This window comes from Bradyrhizobium canariense (assembly GCF_018130465.1).
GTDB classification, from domain to species: domain Bacteria; phylum Pseudomonadota; class Alphaproteobacteria; order Rhizobiales; family Xanthobacteraceae; genus Bradyrhizobium; species Bradyrhizobium canariense_C.
This window is the reverse complement of the sequence record NZ_JAFCKJ010000003.1, coordinates 841,248-861,135: the sequence shown is the minus strand read 5'-3', so window position 1 is coordinate 861,135 and position 19,888 is coordinate 841,248. Positions and strand designations below refer to the sequence as shown.

Sequence of the window (19,888 nt, the reverse complement as noted above, 5' to 3'; positions counted from 1 at the left end):
ATCGGGAGTGAACGATGGGGCCGCTGAAGGGCATCAAGGTCGTCGACATGACCACCGTGCTGATGGGCCCCTATGCGACCCAGATGCTCGGCGACTACGGCGCAGACGTCATCAAGGTGGAGTCTCTGGACGGCGACGTCACCCGCCTGATCGGCCCGATGCGGCACGCCGGCATGGGCCCGGTGTTCCTTAACACCAACCGCAGCAAGCGCTCGATCTGCCTCGACCTGAAGAAGCCCGCCGGCCGCGAGGCCGTGCTGCGCTTGCTGAAAGAGGCCGACGTTCTCGTCTACAACGTCCGCCCGCAGGCGATGGCGCGGCTTCAACTCGGCTATGACGTCGTTTCCAAGATCAATCCGCGTCTGGTCTATGCCGGCGTGTTCGGTTTCGGCCAGGACGGGCCGTATGCTGCAAAACCCGCCTATGACGATCTGATCCAGGGCGCCACCGCGCTGCCGGCTCTGATGGCGCAGACCGGTGACGGCGTGCCGCGCTATGTGCCGAACGCACTGGTCGATCGCATCGTAGGCTTGACCGCCGTCGGCGCGATCTGCGCCAGCCTCGTGCACCGCGACCGCACCGGATGCGGCCAGCGCGTCGACATCCCGATGTTCGAGACCATGGCCGGCTTCGTCATGGGCGACCACATGGGCGGATTGACCTACGAGCCCCCGCTCGACAAGGGCGGTTACGCCCGCCACCTCTCGCGCGACCGACGGCCCTACAAGACGTCGGACGGCTATCTCAGCGTCATCGTCTACAACGACAAGCAGTGGGAGAACTTCTTCAAGGCGACGGGACGCGAGGATCTGCGCGCCGATCCGAAATTCGCGAGCTTTGCCGGCCGCGCCGCCAACATAGACGTCGTCTATGCCGAGCTCGCGCGCATCTTCGAGACGCGCAGCACCGCGGAATGGATCGACCTGCTGACCAAGGCGGACGTTCCTGTGATGCCGATGCACGACCTCGCGTCGATGCTGCACGATGAGCATCTGGAGGCGACCAACTTCTTCCCCGTCGTGAACCATCCGACCGAGGGCCCGATCCGCAGCATGAAGGTCACGGCCAGTTGGTCGGAGACCGAAGCCGAACCGGTGCGGCTCGCACCGCAGCTCAACGAGCACGGCGCGGAGATCTTGCGTGAGATCGGCTATTCCGCGGACGAGATCGCGGCCATGGTCCGCGACGGCGTCACCCGTTCGCCGCCTCGGAATGACGACGCACAGGTGCGCCCATGAGCTTCATCACCGGCGTCGGCCTCACGCCTTTCGGCAAGCACGAAGGCTCGTCCTCGCTCGACCTGATGAGCAAGGCCGCGCAGGCCGCGCTCGACGATGCCGGGCTCAAGCGCGCCGAGATCGACGGCATCCTCTGCGGCTACTCCACGGTCTCGCCGCACATCATGCTGGCGACCGTCTTTGCCGAACATTTTGGCATCCGCCCCAGTTACGCCCACGCCGTCCAGGTCGGCGGCGCGACCGGGCTCGCGATGACCATGCTCGCCCATCATCTCGTCGAAGCAGGCGTCGCCCGCAATGTGCTCGTCGTCGCCGGCGAGAATCGCCTCACCGGGCAGAGCCGCGACGCCTCGATCCAGGCGCTGGCGCAGGTCGGCCATCCCGACTACGAGGTGCCGCTCGGCCCGACCATTCCCGCCTATTACGGCCTCGTTGCTAGCAGCTACATGCACGAATACGGCGTGACGGAAGAAGACCTCGCCGAATTCGCGGTGCTGATGCGCGCCCACGCCTGCACGCATCCCGGTGCGCAATTCCACGATCCCATCACGGTCGCCGAAATCATGGCCTCGAAGCCGGTGGCGCTGCCACTGAAGCTGCTCGATTGCTGCCCGGTGTCCGACGGCGGTGCCGCCTTCGTCGTCAGCCGCGAGCGCACCGGAGAGGCCGGCGTGCGCATTCGCGGCTGTGCCCAGGCCCATACCCATCAGCACGTCACGGCAGCGCCCGCCTTGAGCGAACTCGGCGCCGAGATCTCCGTTGCCCGCGCCAGGGAGGCCACCGGCCTTGCGATCTCCGACGTGCGCTACGCCGCGATCTACGACAGCTTTACGATCACGCTCGCGATGCTGCTGGAAGACCTCGGCCTCGCTGGCCGGGGCGAGGCAGCCGCGCGCGTGCGCGCCGGCCATTTCAGCCGCGACGGCGCGATGCCGCTGAACACCCATGGCGGCCTGCTCAGCTACGGTCATTGCGGCGTCGGTGGCGCCATGGCGCATCTGGTCGAGGCGCATCTGCAGATGACGGGGCGGGCGGCGAATCGCCAGGTGCGCGACGCCTCGATCGCGCTGCTGCACGGCGACGGCGGCGTGCTGTCGTCCCACGTGACCATGTTCCTGGAGCGGGTGCGATGAGCGAGCGTCTGGCCGACTGGACCAAGGGTGAGGAGGCCGTCACCTATCAGACCTGCACCGCATGCGGCCATGTGCAGTATTTTCATCGCGCCTTCTGCGCGGCCTGCGGCGCGTCCGATCCGCGCGAGCAGCGCGCCATCGGCAAGGGCAGGGTCTATGCGACGTCGCTGGTCTGCCGCGCCGCGACGCCTGAGACGCGGGCGCACGTGCCCTACAACATCCTGCTGGTCGATTGCACCGAGGGTTTTCGCATGATGGCGCATGGTGAGAATGACCTCGCCATCGGCGATGAGGTCAATGCGAGCTTCAAACCGTTCGCCGGCAGGCTGGTGCCATTCTTCGTGAAAAGGAAATAGTGGGATCCGTCATTCGGGGGCGGTCCTGAGAGACCGAGCCTGGAACGGGAATTCTGGGCCTGGCCTGTGCGAGAGCCACCCCGGAATGACGAAAACTGCAAAACTCTTACTAGCGCCCGTAGAACAAGATGCTGGCGATGACGAGCATCGCCATCACCGCCAGCATATGCGCGAGCGCTCCCGAGGCCGCCCCCTTGGTGGCTTCCTTCATGCCATTTTCTCCCTAGACTTGGGCGTGACTCATCGTTGCGCGACTAGCGCACCCGACGGCCAATTGTTTTTACTCGGAACACCCCTTGCGAGTATTCGCTGCGATCAAGTCCCCACGCAGCGAATATCGACTGTGCCAAGGTCGATCAGCAATGCGGCGGCATTTTGACTCGATGTTGTTGCTCCTGCGGACGCGCAAGAATACAGTTTCGTGGAACTTTCGCCGCGAACGACAAAAAGCATCAAGGCTTAGGGAAAAACTTCAGGAAAATCATGGCCCGCATCAACTACAGCGACCCGTCCAAGGCATCCGACCGCACCCGCGAAATTCTCGACAAGAATCGCAATGCCAACATCTTCCGGATGATGTCGCATTCGCCGAGCTATTTCGAGCAGTACTGCCGGCTCGGCGGCGCCATCCGTCACAAGGGCGAGCTCGATCCGATCGTTCGCGAGCTGGCGATCACCCGAACCGGCATTTTGTGCGAGGCGCCGTATGAGATCGTCGCGCACAAGCGCATCGGCAAGAATGTCGGCGTCACCGACGAGCAGAACGAGGCGCTCGAGAACTGGCAGGCCGCTTCCTGTTTCGACGAGACGCAGCGCGCCGCGCTCGCCTTCACCGACGAGATCGTCAAGCTGAACAAGCCGACGGGTGCGACCTTCAAGGCGATCGCGTCAAAACTGACGCCGGCCGCGCTGGTCGAGCTGCAGCTCTCGGTCGGCTTCTACATCATGACCTCGAAATTCCTCGAGACGTTCGAGATCGACCTCCAGCCTGTCACGGAAGTGGTGGGCTGATCCAAAAACCGCGGCGAGGTTTGCCGATGACGATCGATGAATACGCGGCCTGGGCCGCGAGCATTGCGAAAGTTGATGAGCATCCGTCCAACGAGCGGCTGTCCTATCTCGGTCTCGGCCTCGCCGGCGAATCCGGCGAGGTCGCCGAGCACATCAAGAAATTGCTGCGCGACGACTGGCTCGATCAGGCAGGTCTCGTCGATGAGCTCGGCGACGTCATCTATTACTGGGCCTGCCTGTGTGCGGCGACCGGCCAGAAGCCATCCGAATTGCTCAAGGCGAGTGCGGCCAAGATCAATCGGCGGCTGAGCGAGGCGGCGAGCCGCTAGGGGGAACGATTTTCCCTGTGGCCATCCTTCGAGACGCCCGCCGCAGGCGGGCCCTCAGGGTGAGGTCCGAGCGCGCGGCAGCGGTTTCAACGAGTGCCGACGCCGCTTAGCCTCATCCTGAGGAGACCGCGAAGCGGTCGTCTCGAAGGACGAGGCGCGCGCTCAGGTGGACGTCAGGATGTCGACTTTGGCGTTAGCCACGATCAGGCGGTCGGCCAGGAGCTTTGCCAGATTGCGCATGATGCGCTCGCTTGCCCGCGGATGCTGCTCGCGGAAACGCTCGAAATCCTTCAGCGGGACTTCGAAGGCGGTCGCCGCCATATCGGCGAAGACGTCGGCCGAACGGGTCTGCTCCAGCAGCGCCATCTCGCCGAACGCCATGCCGGCGGTGAGCGTCGCCAACCGGATGCCGTCGGGCAGCGTGACGTGGACCGCGCCGCTGCGCAGGAAGAACAGGGAATCGGCGGGGTCGCCTGTGGTGAGGATCTTTGCGCCGGATTGGTAAGTCTTGATGGTGCAGGTCGCGCCGAGCTCGGTCAGCTCTTTCTCGTTGAGGCCTTCGAGCAGCGGCTGTTCGGCAAGCTCGGTGGTCTCGTGGAAATCGATCGAGCCGCCGTAGCGGTAGACGATCTGGTCTTCGGCCCATTCGATCGCGGTGTCGAGCAGGTAGAAATCGCGGACGTTCTTGAGCTCGGCGGTCCATTCCCGCAGGCTGTCCCATTCCTTGGTGGCGCGCCCGACGCCTGACAATACGACGGTCACATTGAGCGCCGCGAGTTCCTCGAACGCTTCGGCCACCAGCCGCGCCCCGGCGCGCGTGGTGGAGGTGACGCGGTGGAGATCGAAGATCACGAATTGCGGCCGTGGCCGGCCCGCAAGCCGCCGCGAGACATAGTCGACCGCCGACAGCGACAGCGTGCCGACCAGCTCGATGACCCGCACCTCCTGCTCGTGGGCCGCGAGAATATCGCGCTCCTGCGGGCGGCGCACGCGCCGCGACGGGCTCTTGCCGATGTCGTAGTCGGCGATGACGGCGTTGCGTGCATCGTCGCTGCGGTTGAGCATATGCAAATCGTAATGCGAGGACAGCGCCTCGCACACCTTGATGCCGCGCACGCTGTTGCCGTGCTTGTCGAGCCTCGGCGAATAGCTGCCGAGCCCGAGGCGGGCGGGGAGGGCAGAGAGAATTCCGCCGCCGACGCCGCTCTTGGCGGGGATGCCGATCCGGTAGATCCATTCGCCGGCATAGTCGTACATGCCCGACGACGTCATCACCGACAGCGTGCGCGAGATCGCGTAAGGTGTCAGCACCTGCTCGCCCGTGACCGGGTTGACGCCGCGGTTGGCCAGCGTTGCCGCCATCACCGCGATGTCGCGCGCGGTCACCAGCACCGCGCATTGCCGGAAATAGACGTCGAGCACGGCAGCGACATTGTCCGAGATCACCGCATTGGTCTTGAGCAGATAGCCGATGGCGCGGTTGCGGTCGCCGGTCTGGCTTTCGGAAGCGTAGACGGCCTCGTCGACAGCGAGGTCGCGGCCGGCAAAACGACCAAGCGCGAGGCGAATTTGCTCGAAGGCGTCGGTACCCTTGCTGTCGTAGATCAGCCCGGTGCAGGCGATCGCGCCGGCATTGACCATCGGGTTGAACGGATGGTTCTCCGAGTTGAGCCGGATCGAGTTGAAGGGATCGCCTGAAGGCTCGACGCCGATCGCGCTCTCGACCCTGTTTGCGCCGAGCAGGTCCAGCGCCAGTGCGAACACGAACGGCTTTGACATCGACTGGATGGTGAAGGGCACCCTGGAGTCGCCGACCTCGTAGACATGACCGTCCAGGGTCGCGAGGCTGATGCCAAAACAGGCAGGATCGGCCTTGCTCAGCTCGGGAATGTAGTCGGCGACCGCGCCCGAGGTCTCCGCCGAGAATTCGTTGAGGCAATTGTCCAGAAACCGCAGCAAAGGCGGCTTCGAACGGGTCCAGGCGGTGGCGACAGGCGAAAGCGGGTTCATCGCCTCTCTTTGTGCAACGCAATCAGGGCACGCGCAACCCGTCCGGCACCATGGTCTGCCGCCGGACCAGGAGCAGGGCGAGCAAAACCGTGGGGACGAGGATGGCGAGGCCGAGCAGCGTCACCTGCATCTGCGACAGCGGCATGATGCCGCCGCCGGGGGTGGCCACCACGAACCCGCCGATCACCAGCAGCACGCGGATCGGCCATTCCAGGGCACCGGCGCCGCGGAGATCGCCGACGAAGGGCTGGTAGCCCTGGATGCCGCCGCAGATGAACAGCGTGCCGAACGCCGCAAGCGCCATCAAGCCGAGGCCGGCGAGGTAGGGGCTCGGCCCTTGCAGCACCAGCGCCGGATTGAGCACGAAGAAGAACGGGATGAAATAGATGATGCTGCCGACCCACATCGATTCCCAGCCCGTCTTCATCGCAGGCGAGCCGGCAATGCCTGCGGCTGCGAATGAAGCAATCGCGACCGGCGGGGTGATCGACGACAGCATGCCCCAATAGAAGATGAACATGTGCACGGCCATCTTGTTGAGCCCGAGCTTCTCCAGCGCCGGCGCGACCAGGATGGCGAGGAAGATGTAGCAGGCCGTCGTCGTCAGCCCGAGCCCGAGGATCAGGCTGGTGAGGGCGCACATGCCGAGCAGCAGGAACGGATTGTCGCCGGCGATGCGCAGCAGGTCGTTGGCGAGGCTCGACACCACGCCGGTCATCGAGAAGGCGCCGATCAGCAGGCCGCAGCCGGCGAGGATGCCGACGAGCTCGACGAAGGTGCGCCCGTTGACCTCGAGGAATTTGCCGATCGTCGGGACAGTCCAACGCGTGTCCTTCGAGAAGAGCTGGTTGAGGACCAGAAGCAGGGCGGTGGCGTAGAACGGCGCATGGCTCTCGCGCTTGAAGTAGAGCAGCATCACGATCAGGAGCGCGATCACGAAGACGTAGTACCAGCCGTCCTTGATCGTATCCATGACCCGCGGCAGCTCCGCGCGCGGAATGCCCTTCAGCCCGTGTCGTGCGGCATAGGAATCGACCTGCATGAACAGGCCGACATAATAGAGCGCGGCGGGAATGATGGCAGCGATCGCGACGTCGGCGTAGCTGACATTGAGAAACTGCGCGATCACGAAGGCGGTCGCGCCCATCACCGGCGGCGCCAGCACCGCGCCGGTCGAGGCGCAGGCCTCGATCGCGCCGGCGTAGGAGGCGCGAAAGCCGCTCTTCTTCATCACCGGGATGGTCATGGTGCCGGCGGTGAGCACGTTGGAGATGATCGAACCCGACATCATGCCGAGCAGGCCGCTGGCGAAGATGCACACCTTCGCCGCGCCGCCGCGGAACGTGCCGCACAGCGCGAAGGCGAGGTTGATGAAGAACTTTCCGGCGCCGGTCATCATCAGCGCGGTGCCGAACACCAGGAAGCCGATCACGGTGTCGGCAAACGCCTGGATGGGAATGCCGAGCAGGCTCTCGCCCGACAGCACGTGATAGGCGGTCGCCTGCTCAAGCGTCGACTGCGTGCCGCGGAACGGCCCGAGCCAGCTGGATTCTGCGAACAGCGGATAGACGGTGAAGGGGAGCACGCTCAATAGCAGGCTCCAGCCGCCGGTACGGCGCAGGGCCTCCATCAGCATCACCCACATCACGAGGCCCGCGGCGATCACGCTGTTCGGTGCGCCGCCGAATTCCCAGCCGGCCTCCGCGGCCTTGCGCACGTTCGTCATCAACAGCAGCGCCGCGGCAAAAGTCACGACGAAGAAGGCGATATCATACCAGGGAATGCGGTCGAGCGGCGCACGCTCGGTCCCCGGGAAGATCAGGAAGGTGAAGGGCAGCATCAACGCGATCAGGAGGTAGAAGTACTCCGTGTTGAGCTGAGTGTAGCCGACGAAGAAGCGTAGCGAGAATTGCTGGTTGATGCAGAGCAGGATGGTCGCGGCGGTCGCGGCCACCAGCGTCCAGCGCCACGCGCCGCGCAGCGTGCGCACGCGCGTGACCTCCGCTTCCTGCATGTTGCCGGCGGCGCCATGCGGATCGTCGAACACAATCCGCTTGGCCTCGTCCTGCGGGGCGGTGGTGACTGAAGCAGACGACATGATCGACCCCGCGCGTGGGCAATTAACGCTGAGAACTAATCCTCGAACCCGTTCGGCATGTCGGCCTTCGCAAGCGCCGCGGCGCGCGCCTTCATCCAGCCGTCGAGGAACGCCTTGTCATCCGCGGGCGGATTGGATTTTCCGTAGTCGGTCCACGCTGCACCCAGTACTTCCTGCCGCTTGATCAGCCTGTTGTTGTGGGTGTCCTGCGCGTCGCTCCATTGCCCGGCTTCCTTCAGCGCCTTCACCGCGCCGGGATGCACCGGCACCACCCAGTTCTTGGTCTGCCGGTCGGCGCCAAGACCACCGGCGCCGGGCGCGGAGTCCTTGTAGGAATCGTAGTTCACGATCATCGCCTTGGTGATCGCGTAGATCTGGTCGGCCGGCTGCGAGGCGTAGGCGACGAAGATCGGGTAGGGATAGTTGCCGAGCTCGATCGGTTTGTCCGGCGAGATGCCGGCGCCGCAGGTCGCAAGCTGCGGGAAAAAGAACGAGCCGACCTTCTGCATCCGCGCCCAGCCTTCCTTGTCCTTGGCGGGCAGCGGCGGCCAGATCAGGCCGCGCGGCGAGGTCTCGGCTTCCTTGGCGGGGCCGGTGATGGTGGTGCCGAAGGCCGCGTCGGTGTCGTTGTTGATCAGGCCCTTCCACATCGCGCCGTAGCTTGCGAACTCGACGACCTTGACGTCCTTCTGTGTCAGGCCGGCGAAGGCGAGCACCGCGAGCGAGTTCTGGTTCAGTGCCGGCGAGCCGACGACGAATCCGACACGCTTGCCCTTGAGATCCCTAAGCTCCTTCACGCCTGTATCGGCGGCCACGCCGAGCGTGCCGCAGTTGCAGTCGACACTGGACAACAGGATCTGGAGCGGCTGCGGGCCCCATTCCCTGGCCCCGAACTCGAACACGCCTTCTTGCGCGAAATAGGTACCCGATCCCATCGCCGCGGAAGCCGCGCGCTTGGCGCGCAGCGGCGCGAGACGCGCGACGTCGTTGCCTGCGGGGAGCACGCGCACGTCGGTTGAGTATTTGTCCTTCATCATCTTGCCGACGCCGACCGCGATGTTGAAGCCGGCGGTGCCGGTGTCATAGGCGGTGAACGTCAATGTCGCCGGCAGCTTGATGTCTTCGGCAAATGCATAGCGTGTAGACACAAAAGAAATGCCCGCAACCAAGGCAGGCGCGAGCATGATCAGCCCACGAAGCATGTTTCCCTCCAATGATCCTCGCGTTTGCCGCGACGATTTTCTTTCTTTGTTTGAAACAGGTTTTGTTTGAAACAGATCATGTCATCGCGATCAGGCGATGGCAACGCCGTACCGCGAACGCAGCAACGAGGCAGACAGATTGTCGCGGAAGCTGCGGAGAATGCAGTCAGTTCGCGATAATCGCGATCGCCTGTCCTTCGGCCACGACGTCGTCGAGCTTCACAAGAACCGATGTGATCTCGCCGCTCGTGGGAGAAAGCACGGGTATCTCCATCTTCATCGCTTCGACCACCACAATCTCATCGCCATCCGCAACGGTTCCTCCAACTTGCACGGGCGTTGCGCAGATGCGTCCGGCGACCTCAGTGACGATTTTTATATCTGGCATGCCATCGCCTTTTTGTTGTCGTCGCAAAATGCCTGAGGTAGCGTCATCTGCAAGTGGAATTTAATTCCGCAGAGCGGAACAAGCGGTAGGGATCATGGGACGACGTTCAGAGCGGTTGAGTAGACAAGGTGCGCTCGCTGGCGATGCCGGCGAGGGTGATGTCATCCAGGTGGTGTCGCGCGCGTTCGACGTGTTGCGATGCTTCGAGGGCCACGAGGCCAGGCTCGGCAATCTCGAGATTTCAAATCGCTGCGGCCTGCCGCGCTCGACGGTGTCGCGGCTCACGCACACGCTGACGCGGATGGGGCAACTGGTTTACCTGCCGCGCGATCAGAAATATCGCATCGGCCCGAGCGCGGTGGCGATGAGCGCCTCGATGATGAAGGGCGCGCAGCTGCGCAGCATGATCCGCCAGCGGCTCCAGGAAGTCGCCGAGCAGCTGCCCGGCACGGTGGGCTTCGTGGTCCCCGATCGCTTCCATCTGGTCTATCTCCAGTTCGCGCGCTCGGCCTCGGCGCTCGGCCTGCACGAGGGCACCGGCAGCCGCATCTCGATGGCTTCGACCGCCGCGGGCGCGGCCTACACCGCGGCATTGGCGCCCGAGATCAGCGATGCCTTCATCGCTGACATGGAGCGGGAAGCTCCCGAGGCTGCGAAGATCCTGCGGCCCCGCATCGAGGCCAACCGGCAGTCGCTGCGCGATCACGGCTATGTCGTGGCCTGCGGCCTGTGGAGCCCGCACATCAACGGGCTCGCGGTGCCGATCTGGTCGCCGCAGTACCAGACCTTTGTGGTGATCACGATCGGCCTGTTGTCCTCCATGTACGACGAGCAGCGTCTGCGGACGGAAGTCGCGCCGCTGATGGTCGGGCTCGGCCGATCGCTCGGCAGCCTGCTCGAGGGCGCGGAAGGCGACGTCTTCAACAACCGCATCTCGCGCAAACCGGTCGCAATGGCCGTGCACAACAATAACAAGCCGATCAACTCGGAGGGAGTGAATGAACTGGAAGCCGGAACTCGACGAGCTCGCCCGGCGCGAAGCCTTCGCGCGGGAGATGGGCGGCGTTGACAAGGTCAAGCGTCAGCATGACCAGGGCCGACTGACTGTTCGGGAACGTATCGACAGACTGACCGACAAAGGCAGCTTCCACGAGATCGGTGCCGTCTCCGGCATCGGCGAGTACGATTCCAGCGGCGAGCTGCAGAAATTGACGCCGGCGAACTGCGTGTTCGGCCGCGCGCGCGTCGACGGCCGCACCGTCGTCGTGGTCGGCGACGATTTCACCGTACGCGGCGGCTCGGCGGACGCGTCCATTTCCGCAAAACCGCTGATGGCGGAGGAGATGGCGCATGATTTCCGCCTGCCCATCGTCCGCATCATCGAAGGCTCCGGCGGCGGTGGCTCGGTCAAGACCATCGAGACCAAGGGCGCGGCTAACTTGCCGGGCGGCATCGGCGGCACACGCTGGTATCGCTTCACCACGGAGAATTTGTCGCGCGTGCCCGTGGTCGCGCTCGGTCTCGGCTCGGTCGCAGGCCTCGGTGCCGCGCGTCTTGCCGCCAGCCACTATTCCATCATGACCAGGAAGTCCGCGATGTTCGTCGCAGGCCCGCCGGTGGTGAAGGCGCTGGGGCAGGACCTCTCGAAGGAAGAGCTCGGCGGCGCCGACATCCAGACCCGCGCCGGCGCGGTCGATCATGCCGTCGACACCGAGGAGGAGGCGTTTGCCTGCGCGCGGCGATTCCTGTCCTATCTGCCGTCGTCGGTCTATGAGCTGCCGCCGACCTTGCCCTGCACCGACAATCCGGAGCGCACCGAAGAGGCGCTGATGAGCGCGGTGCCACGCAACCGCAAGCAGGTCTACAAGATGCGGCCGATCGTCGAACAGGTCGTAGACAAGGGCTCGTTCTTCGAGGTTGCCAAGAATTTCGGCAAGCCGGTCATCGTCGGCCTCGCACGGCTCGAGGGCAGGGCGGTGATGGTGCTCGCCAGCGACAGCTTTCACTATGGCGGCTCCTGGACGGCGGATGCCTGCCAGAAGGTGGTGCGCTGGGTCGACTTCGCCGAGACCTTCCATTTGCCGATCGTCTATCTCATGGACTGCCCCGGCTTCATGATCGGCCTCGATGCGGAGAAGGCGGGCACCATCCGTCAAGGCGTCCGCGCCATGGCCGCCGTCAACCAGACCACGGTGCCCTGGTGCACGGTGATCCTGCGCAATGCCTTCGGCGTCGCTGGCGTCGTGCATCAACCCGCCGACCGCTTCTCGATCCGCTACGCCTGGCCGTCGGCCTATTGGGGCTCTCTCCCGCTCGAAGGCGGCATCGAAGCCGCCTACCGCGCCGACGTCGATGCTGCCGAAGACAAGGCCGCGAAGCTCAAGGAGATCGAGGAGCGCCTCAACAAGCTGCGCTCGCCGTTCCGCTCCGCCGAAAAGTTCTGGGTCGAGGAGATCATCGATCCCAGGAAGACGCGGTCGCTGCTGTGCGAGTTCGCGCGGCTTGCGGAGCCATTGCGAAAGCCGGGACCGCCGGGGAATTTTTCGATCAGGCCGTAGGTTCAGCCGTCACTGCGAGCTGCTGATGCCGACCTCCGCCCAATTGCAGTTGGGCAAAATTGATCTATCGCAACGCCACGCGTCCAATTGTCTGCAAGCGTCTCGTTCGGAACGAGGGAGAGACGTCATGTCAAACGCGGCAAACGCGATGCTTTGGACAGCCATATTCTTCTGTCTGTCGTTCGCGGCAATTTTTGTAGTCTGGTTTGCCGAGCGGTTGCGCGCGGGCTCCACAAGGAAGCGGTAGAGCCTTCTGGTCCGGTAGCTCGTCACCTGCCGATCCGACGGCCGCCGGCCTGTGCGCTCGCGCTTTGCCGCGGCAGCGATGGCGTGACCTCAATACAATAACGCGCTACCCTCTCCGGACAAGAACAAGAGGAAGCGCCAATCGTGTATGACTTCATTATCGTGGGCGGCGGCTCGGCGGGGTCCGTGCTGGCCCACCGGCTCTCCGCAAAGAGCGCCAACAAGGTCCTGCTCTGCGAGGCCGGACAGGACACACCGCCCGGAGACGAGCCGGCCGAGATCAGGGACAGCTATCCGGGTACGGCCTATTTCGATCCGCGCTTCCACTGGACCGAGCTCAAGGTCACGACCCAGATCGTCAGCCACAACAATCCGAACGAAGGACGTCCGCCCTTACGCAAATACGAGCAGGCACGCGTGCTTGGCGGCGGCTCCTCGATCAACGGCCAGATGGCCAACCGCGGCGCGCCGACCGATTACGACGAATGGGAATCGCGCGGCGCTGTGGGGTGGAGCTGGAACGATGTGCTGCCCTTCTTCAAGAAGGTCGAGCGCGACCTCGATTTCGACGGTCCGTACCACGGCAGGGACGGCCGGATCCCGGTCCGCCGAATCCCCAGGGAGCATTGGACGCGGCATTCGCAGGCGTTCGCGCAAGCCTTCCAGCAGGCCGGACATCAGTTCGTAGCCGACCAGAACGGCGAGTTCGTCGACGGGTTTTTCCCGGTGACGCATTCGAACCAGGCCGAGCAACGCGTCTCGGCTGCCATGGGCTATCTCGATCGCGACACGCGCAAGCGCGCCAACCTCACGATCTCCACCAACACGCAAGTCAGGGAGTTGCTGTTCGAAGGCACGCGGTGCGTCGGGGTGAAGGCCGTGGTCGAGGGGCGGGAGCAGGAATTCCGCGCCCGCGAGATCATTCTCTCCAGCGGCGCCATCCATTCGCCGGCGCATCTGTTGCGCGCCGGCATCGGCCCGGTCGGTCACCTCAAGGATATGGGCATTCCCGTGCTGATGGGGCTGCAAGGCGTCGGCCAGCGCCTGATGGATCATCCCTCGGTCTCGCTGTCGTCCTTTGTCCGCCGCGGCGCGCGCATGAACGAGCACACCAGGCGCCACATGCAGCTTGGCCTGCGTTACTCGTCCGGGCTCGAAGGCGTACCGAAGGGCGACATGTTCGTCGTCCTGCTCAGCAAATCAGCCTGGCACGCCGTCGGCGAGCAGATCGGATCGCTGCTGACATTCGTCAACAAGACCTATTCCGAGACCGGACAGGTCAAGCTAGCCTCGCGCGACCCGGCAGCCGAGCCGATCGTCGAGTTCAACCTGTTGTCCGACCGGCGCGACCTCGATCGCCTGATGAGCGGTTTCCGCAAGATGGCGGCCGTGCAGATGAGCGACGTCGTCAGGGCCGTGACGGACAAGCCGTTCCCGGCCTCCTATACCGACCGCGTGCGCAAGATCGGCGTGGTCAACACCAGGAACAGGATTCTCACCAAGATTGCCGCGGCCCTGATGGACGGGCCGGCAGCGCTGCGCCACTACATGATCGACAATTTCGTGGTCGAGGGCTTCACCTTCGACGACGTCATCAACGACGACGAGGCGCTGGAAGCCTTCGTGCGCAAGGCGACCATCGGCGTGTGGCACGCCTCCTGCTCGTGCCGCATGGGCCGGGCCGACGATCCGATGGCGGTGGTCGATCCAGAGGGGCGGGTCAAGGGCGTGCAGGGCCTGCGCGTCGTCGACGCCTCGATCTTCCCGGTGGTGCCCTGCGCCAACACCAATTTTCCGGTCCTGATGTCGGCGGAGAAGATCGCGGCCGCGATGATGCAGTGAGCTGGTGCGGCTTTTCGGGGGCCGAACTGGCTTGCCGGCATGGACCCTCCGATCCTCCGGGAAGCCGATGATTAGGCCGTACAAGCTGACATGAAGGTGCAGAACTGTTCCGCAGGGGACGGTCTGGCGGGCATGCGCCTTGAGACGGAACTTGGAACCCCGCCTCGGCGTTCTTTGCCAGATCTTGCCTTCCGGTTGGAACCGGGCCGCTGACCTGCGCGGCCCGTCTCTCGGGCCGGGGGCGCACGGTGTTCAGCGATGGAACTTGACGGGGGGTTCAATGATCAATTCATCGAGCGGAGCGCAAGCCAGCGACTCCCAAGCCAGCGACCCCCAAGCCAGCCACCCCCAAGATTTGCCCAGGATTTCGACCGGGAGCGACGGTCTGGACGACATCCTCTTTGGCGGGCTCGATCCCAATCGCATGTATCTCTACGAGGGTCGGCCCGGCTCGGGCAAGACCACCATGGCGCTTCAATTCCTTCTTGAGGGTGCCCGCTGCGGTGAACGCGTGCTCTATGTCTCCTTGTCGGAAACCAAGCGAGAGCTGACGCTGGTTGCGCAGCGCCACGGCTGGTCGCTGCAAGGCGTCGACATCTTCGAACTGGTTCCGCCGGAGACGACGCTCGATCCGGACCGGGAGCTCACCGTCTTCCATCCCGCCGAAATGGAGCTGAGCGAAACCACCGGCCTGATATTCAAGGAAGTCGAACGGATCAACCCCGCGCGCGTGGTGCTGGACAGCCTGTCCGAGCTGCGCCTCCTTGCGCAGAATCCGCTGCGGTACCGGCGTCAGGTTCTGGCCCTGAAGCACTTTTTCACCAACCGCAATTGCACGGTCATTCTCCTCGACGACCTCTCGTCGTCCCAGGACGACCTGCAACTGCATTCGATCGCGCATGGCGTCGTGATGCTCGAACAGCTCGCCATCGATTATGGAGCAGAGCGCCGGCGGCTTCGCGTGATCAAGATGCGCGGCATTCGATTTCGCGGCGGCTTCCACGATTTCACGATCGAAGCGGGAGGGGTGCGGATATTCCCCCGTCTGGTGGCGGCAGAGCATCACGCCTCGTTTGTCGGTGAGTTGACGCCCAGCGGCAATGCGGAGCTCGACCTCCTCCTGGGAGGAGGGCTCGAGCGCGGGACCAGTGCGCTGCTTTTGGGCGCCGCAGGTGTCGGCAAGTCGTCTCTCGCGCTGACCTATGCGATCGCGGCGGCAGGCCGCGGTGAGCATGCGGTGTTCTTTGCCTTCGATGAAGGCCGCGGTACGGTGGAGGCCCGGGCTCGAACGCTTGGGCTGCCCCTTGAACGCTACCTGCAATCGGGACTCATCCGATTTCAACAGATCGATCCCGCCGAGCTGTCCCCCGGGGAATTCGCCGCCAATGTACGCAAGAGCGTCGAAAAGGATAACGCCCGAATTGTTATCATCGACAGTCTGAACGGCTACCTCAACGCGATGCCGGATGAGCGATTTCTCATCCTCCAGATGCATGAGCTCCTGAGCTATCTCGCGCAAAAAGGCGTGCTGACCGTGCTGATCCTCGCCCAACACGGGCTGGTCGGTCCGATGGAGACGGCTCTCGATATCAGCTATTTGAGCGATGCCGTGCTCATGCTGCGCTATTTTGAGGTCGGCGGAACGGTGCGGCGTGCCATCTCGGTCGTGAAGAAGCGCAGTGGCAATCATGAAAATTCCATCCGCGAGTTTCGTCTTTGCCGTGCCGGCATCACGCTAGGTCCTCCGCTGAGCGAGTTCAGCGGCATCTTCTCCGGAAACCCACGTTATACGGGCACGGAGATGCCGGAAGGGCCGGCGGAATGAGCGCCGCCCGCGATCATTGCGTCCTTGTGTTTGCTCCGATCGGCCGCGATGGACCGGCATCGGTCGAGCTTTTCCGCAATTCGAATCTCGCAGCAATCAATTGTCGAGGTCTCCCTGAACTGGTCAGCGAGATGTCGGCGGGCGTGGGCGCGGTCCTCCTCGCCGAGGAGGGGTTGTTCGGGAAGGATACCCAGCCGCTGGCACATTGGATCGAGAGGCAGCCGCCCTGGTCTGACCTGCCGTTTGTCATTCTCACCAGCCATCGGGAGCAGCCGGCGGTCGTTGCCTGGCGCCGCAGTATCGTCGAGACACTCCGCAACGTTTCGCTGCTTGAACGCCCGGTTCAGCCGATCACGCTGACGAGCGCGGTTCAATCCGCAATGCGGGCCCGCCGGCGGCAATATGAAATTCGGACCTTGCTGCAGGCGCGCGAGCGGGCGGCCCAGGAGCTCGAGAAGCTCGTGGTCGAGCGCACCCGTGCGCTCGAGGAGTCCAACAAGCATCTGCGGGCCGAAATGGAAGAGCGCGCTCGCGTCGAGGAGACCCTTCGTCAGGCCCAGAAGATCGAAGCCATCGGACAGTTGACCGGCGGCGTAGCTCACGACTTCAATAACCTGCTGATGGTGATCTCCGGTGGCTTGGACATGCTCGACCGGCAGACAGATCCTGATCGGCGGCGTCGTCTGTTGGAAGGAATGGTTCAGGCGGCGCAGCGTGGTGCCGGCCTGACCAGGCAGCTTCTGGCTTTTTCACGGCGGCAGAAGCTCCGGCCCGAGGCCGTCGACATCCCGTCGCAGATCGGCGGCATGCGCGAATTGCTCGATCGGAGCCTGAGAGGCGACGTTCACGTCGAGTTCGATTTTCCGGATGGTCTTTGGCCGGTGGAGGTCGATCCGGGAGAGCTCGAACTGGTCATTCTCAACCTGGCGGTCAACGCCCGCGATGCGATGCCGAACGGTGGCACGATCGTTGTCCGTGGCGAGAACCTGGCCGGCCTGAACGAGCATGAGATCGCGGGCGATTACGTTCGTCTGTCCGTGGTCGATAGAGGCGTTGGAATGAGCCCCGAGATCCTGGCGCGGGTCTTCGAACCGTTCTTCACGACCAAGGATGTCGGGAAAGGCTCGGGCCTGGGGCTTGCTCAGGTCCACGGATTTGCGACGCAGTCACGCGGGATGGTTCGAATAAAATCGGTCGTCGACGAGGGCACCAGCATCGAGCTCTATTTGCCGCGATCCAGGAATATCCCTTCCGGTGAACGCCATCTCATCGACCTGAACAGGGCTCGGCCTAAGAAGGCCAGTCATGGCCGGATCCTCCTCGTCGAAGACGACGACGAGGTCGCCGCGCTGGTCGGCGAGATGCTCGAACAGCTCGGTTACGAGGTCACGCGCGCGGCCAGTGCTGCGGCGGCTCTCGGTGCCTTGGCGGACGGCCGCTCTGTCGATCTGGTGTTTTCCGATATCATGATGCCCGGCGGCATGAACGGTGTCGAGCTCGCGCGAGAGATCAAGAGACGGCGAAGCGACATCCCGGTCCTGCTGACGAGCGGATACGCCGAAGCTGCGGTTCACGATGCCGAAGTGGCCGGCATTCGGATCCTGTCGAAACCCTACCATATCGACGAACTCGCGACAGCGCTCGGCGCCGCAAAGTCGGACTTTGCGATAACCACAGGATCGGGTTTGGCGAAGACCCGGGGCTCACCATTCGCGTGACAACCATTGGGGCCCGCTGCGCAATTGCGCGCTCGGCCGGGTCGACGCCGATCGTGTAGCGATGCATGCCACGATGCGAGGAACGATTCCCGCTGCCCCGCATTCAACGCGCATGAGGAAGCTGTATTTCGGGATCGGCGCTCTCGCCGGCGCGTTGGTTCTCCTCACGATTTGGATCGGCCAGCACGAGCGGCAGGCGTCAATAGAGCGTCTCGAGCAATGGGAGATTCCGCGCGCGCCTGACCGCTAGCGGCAGTCACGGCATTCACTCGCTACCGCAGTTCGCAGCGACATGGCAGCAGCGACATGGCAGTAGCGAATGCACACGTGGTCGCGTCCCGGTTGCGACGATACGCATTCGTTCTCTGCGAGTTAATCATTTCCGCCGCTACGTGTAGGCTATGGTGATTGCGGAAATCGGCCCGCAAATGCAGCCACTTTTAGCCGCCCTTTGAGCCCATTTCAGCCAAATAGTTATTGATTTCTCATTGCCCGGGGCGGGGACTTCAATTTGGAGCCCTGCAATGTTCAAGCCAGTTCTTTCTGCGTGTCTCTTCGTTGCCTTTAGCTCCGTCGCTTCCGAAGCACGGCCCTATCGCATTCATCAAGCGCCTGAATGCAACGTCACGATGCCGTGCGACTTCTCGTCTTCGCAAACGAGCCGTGAGCGGATTTCCAGGTCCTCACTGACTTCCAGGTCCTCACTACAAGCCTATCGCGCGACGCAACTGACAGTGACCGACACAGGCGGCGCCGCGACGGGGAGCATCTCCGGCGCTCGCATCGTCAGTGGTCGTCCGGCCGGTTGCCCTTCCTCCTTCTGCGGCTGCGGCGCGGCCCTGCGCGTGTTCGGCCGTATCGTGCCGGAATTGAATCTTGCGGCCAACTGGCTGCGCTTCCCGCGGACATCACCCGCACCGGGAATGGTCGCCGCGCGACGCGGACATGTGTTCGTCCTCGAGCAGCACCTGGGAGGGGACACCTGGATGGCGTACGACGCCAACTCGGGCGGACACGCGACGCGAATGCATGCGCGTTCATTGCGTGGCTATACGATCGTCAACCCCCGCGGCGGTTCGGTCGCTTGAGAGACCAACCGGCATAATTGCCGATGCATTATCGGTTCTGATTCAATCAGAACCGATAATGCTCTAGTGAATGATCTGGTTCAAAAAACCCTTCGCCCGTTCCGTGCGAGGAGCCCGGAAGAATGTTTCCGGATCAGCTTCCTCAATGATGCTCCCCCGATCCATGAAGACGACCTGGTCGGCGACCTCGCGGGCGAATCCCATCTCGTGCGTCACGCACACCATCGTCATTCCCTCTTTCGCCAGCTCGACCATGGTTTCCAGCACCTCCTTGACCATCTCGGGGTCGAGAGCCGATGTCGGTTCGTCGAACAGCATGATCTTGGGCTGCATGCACAGCGCTCGCGCGATGGCGACACGTTGCTGCTGACCGCCCGACAGCTGCGCAGGATATTTGTCCGCCTGGTCGGCAATGCGGACCTTCCGCAGCAGGAGGCGTGCGCGATCGCGGGCCTCAAATTGCGAGATGCCGCGGACCTTCATCGGAGCCAGCATGCAGTTCTCGGCCACCGTCAGGTGTGGAAAGAGATTGAAGCTCTGAAACACCATGCCGACCTCACAGCGGACGCTGTTGATATCGGCCATGCGGTTGCTCAGCTCGATGCCGTCAACGACGATCCGGCCGCCGTCGTGCTGTTCGATATGGTTGATGCAGCGGATCAAGGTCGATTTGCCGGAGCCCGACGGTCCACACAGGACGATTGTCTCGCCCTTGTCGACCCTGAGGTTGATGTCGTTCAGCGCGGTGAACGCGCCAAACCGCTTCACGAGATTTTCGACCACGACGATTGAGCCCGATGGCGTGGCGTTACCGGCAGTGTCCAGGGGCATGTTGATCTCCCAGGT

16 protein-coding genes are annotated in these 19,888 nt (G+C 63.7%); 11 read left to right on the top strand and 5 right to left on the bottom strand.

Annotated features, from left to right (window positions below; translation table 11 throughout):
* Positions 1-14 precede the first annotated feature (14 nt).
* The 5 genes from JQ591_RS12955 to JQ591_RS12935 all read left to right on the top strand — a co-directional run bounded on the left by JQ591_RS12955 (position 15) and on the right by JQ591_RS12935 (position 4,067).
* Positions 15-1,238: a CaiB/BaiF CoA transferase family protein gene (locus tag JQ591_RS12955; protein ID WP_211396349.1), complete on the top strand. Its 1,224-nt coding sequence runs from the start codon at positions 15-17 to the stop codon at positions 1,236-1,238.
* Complete coding sequence (locus JQ591_RS12950; RefSeq protein ID WP_211396348.1) at positions 1,235-2,371, top strand: thiolase family protein; 1,137 nt, start codon at positions 1,235-1,237, stop codon at positions 2,369-2,371. Before JQ591_RS12955 ends, JQ591_RS12950 begins: the two co-directional genes overlap by 4 nt.
* Positions 2,368-2,727 (top strand): Zn-ribbon domain-containing OB-fold protein, encoded by a 360-nt coding sequence (locus tag JQ591_RS12945; RefSeq protein WP_211396347.1) that lies wholly within the window; start codon positions 2,368-2,370, stop codon positions 2,725-2,727. The genes JQ591_RS12950 and JQ591_RS12945 overlap by 4 nt, the downstream gene beginning before the upstream one ends.
* Positions 2,728-3,210: 483 nt before the next feature.
* Complete coding sequence (locus JQ591_RS12940) at positions 3,211-3,738, top strand: carboxymuconolactone decarboxylase family protein (protein WP_211396346.1); 528 nt, start codon at positions 3,211-3,213, stop codon at positions 3,736-3,738.
* 26 nt (positions 3,739-3,764) lie between these two features.
* Positions 3,765-4,067: a nucleoside triphosphate pyrophosphohydrolase family protein gene (locus JQ591_RS12935; RefSeq protein ID WP_211396345.1), complete on the top strand. Its 303-nt coding sequence runs from the start codon at positions 3,765-3,767 to the stop codon at positions 4,065-4,067.
* A 162-nt stretch (positions 4,068-4,229) separates the two neighbouring features.
* On the opposite strand, the gene glsA is transcribed toward JQ591_RS12935, so the two are convergent.
* The 4 genes from glsA to JQ591_RS12915 all read right to left on the bottom strand — a co-directional run bounded on the left by glsA (position 4,230) and on the right by JQ591_RS12915 (position 9,765).
* Positions 4,230-6,077, bottom strand: a complete 1,848-nt coding sequence (gene glsA / locus JQ591_RS12930; protein WP_211396344.1) for a glutaminase A — start codon at positions 6,075-6,077, stop codon at positions 4,230-4,232.
* A gap of 22 nt (positions 6,078-6,099) precedes the next feature.
* Positions 6,100-8,175: a TRAP transporter permease gene (locus JQ591_RS12925; RefSeq protein WP_211396343.1), complete on the bottom strand. Its 2,076-nt coding sequence runs from the start codon at positions 8,173-8,175 to the stop codon at positions 6,100-6,102.
* Positions 8,176-8,210: 35 nt separating this feature from the next.
* Positions 8,211-9,377 carry a TAXI family TRAP transporter solute-binding subunit gene (locus JQ591_RS12920; protein ID WP_211396342.1) on the bottom strand — a complete coding sequence of 389 codons (1,167 nt, stop codon included), beginning with the start codon at positions 9,375-9,377 and terminating at the stop codon, positions 8,211-8,213.
* A gap of 166 nt (positions 9,378-9,543) precedes the next feature.
* Entirely contained in the window at positions 9,544-9,765 is a 222-nt protein-coding gene (locus tag JQ591_RS12915) for an acetyl-CoA carboxylase biotin carboxyl carrier protein subunit (protein WP_211396341.1), read from the bottom strand.
* A gap of 94 nt (positions 9,766-9,859) precedes the next feature.
* Between JQ591_RS12915 and JQ591_RS12910 the strand changes: the two genes are divergently transcribed.
* From JQ591_RS12910 to JQ591_RS12885, 6 genes are all read left to right on the top strand, one after another.
* Positions 9,860-10,834 (top strand): IclR family transcriptional regulator, encoded by a 975-nt coding sequence (locus tag JQ591_RS12910; RefSeq protein ID WP_211396340.1) that lies wholly within the window; start codon positions 9,860-9,862, stop codon positions 10,832-10,834.
* A complete protein-coding gene (locus JQ591_RS12905; protein ID WP_211396339.1) occupies positions 10,764-12,323 on the top strand; it encodes an acyl-CoA carboxylase subunit beta in 1,560 nt (519 codons plus the stop codon). Before JQ591_RS12910 ends, JQ591_RS12905 begins: the two co-directional genes overlap by 71 nt.
* 390 nt (positions 12,324-12,713) lie before the next feature.
* Positions 12,714-14,411 (top strand): GMC family oxidoreductase, encoded by a 1,698-nt coding sequence (locus JQ591_RS12900; RefSeq protein ID WP_211396338.1) that lies wholly within the window; start codon positions 12,714-12,716, stop codon positions 14,409-14,411.
* Positions 14,412-14,691: 280 nt separating this feature from the next.
* Positions 14,692-16,236: an ATPase domain-containing protein gene (locus tag JQ591_RS12895; protein ID WP_249136789.1), complete on the top strand. Its 1,545-nt coding sequence runs from the start codon at positions 14,692-14,694 to the stop codon at positions 16,234-16,236.
* Positions 16,233-17,954, top strand: a complete 1,722-nt coding sequence (locus tag JQ591_RS12890; RefSeq protein ID WP_211396337.1) for a response regulator — start codon at positions 16,233-16,235, stop codon at positions 17,952-17,954. Before JQ591_RS12895 ends, JQ591_RS12890 begins: the two co-directional genes overlap by 4 nt.
* 524 nt (positions 17,955-18,478) lie before the next feature.
* The gene (locus JQ591_RS12885; protein ID WP_211396336.1) at positions 18,479-19,042 is read left to right on the top strand and encodes a hypothetical protein; all 564 of its coding nucleotides are present in this window, start codon (positions 18,479-18,481) and stop codon (positions 19,040-19,042) included.
* 63 nt (positions 19,043-19,105) lie between these two features.
* Here JQ591_RS12885 and JQ591_RS12880 read toward each other — a convergent pair whose 3' ends face one another.
* Complete coding sequence (locus JQ591_RS12880) at positions 19,106-19,873, bottom strand: amino acid ABC transporter ATP-binding protein (protein WP_249136788.1); 768 nt, start codon at positions 19,871-19,873, stop codon at positions 19,106-19,108.
* Positions 19,874-19,888 lie beyond the last annotated feature (15 nt).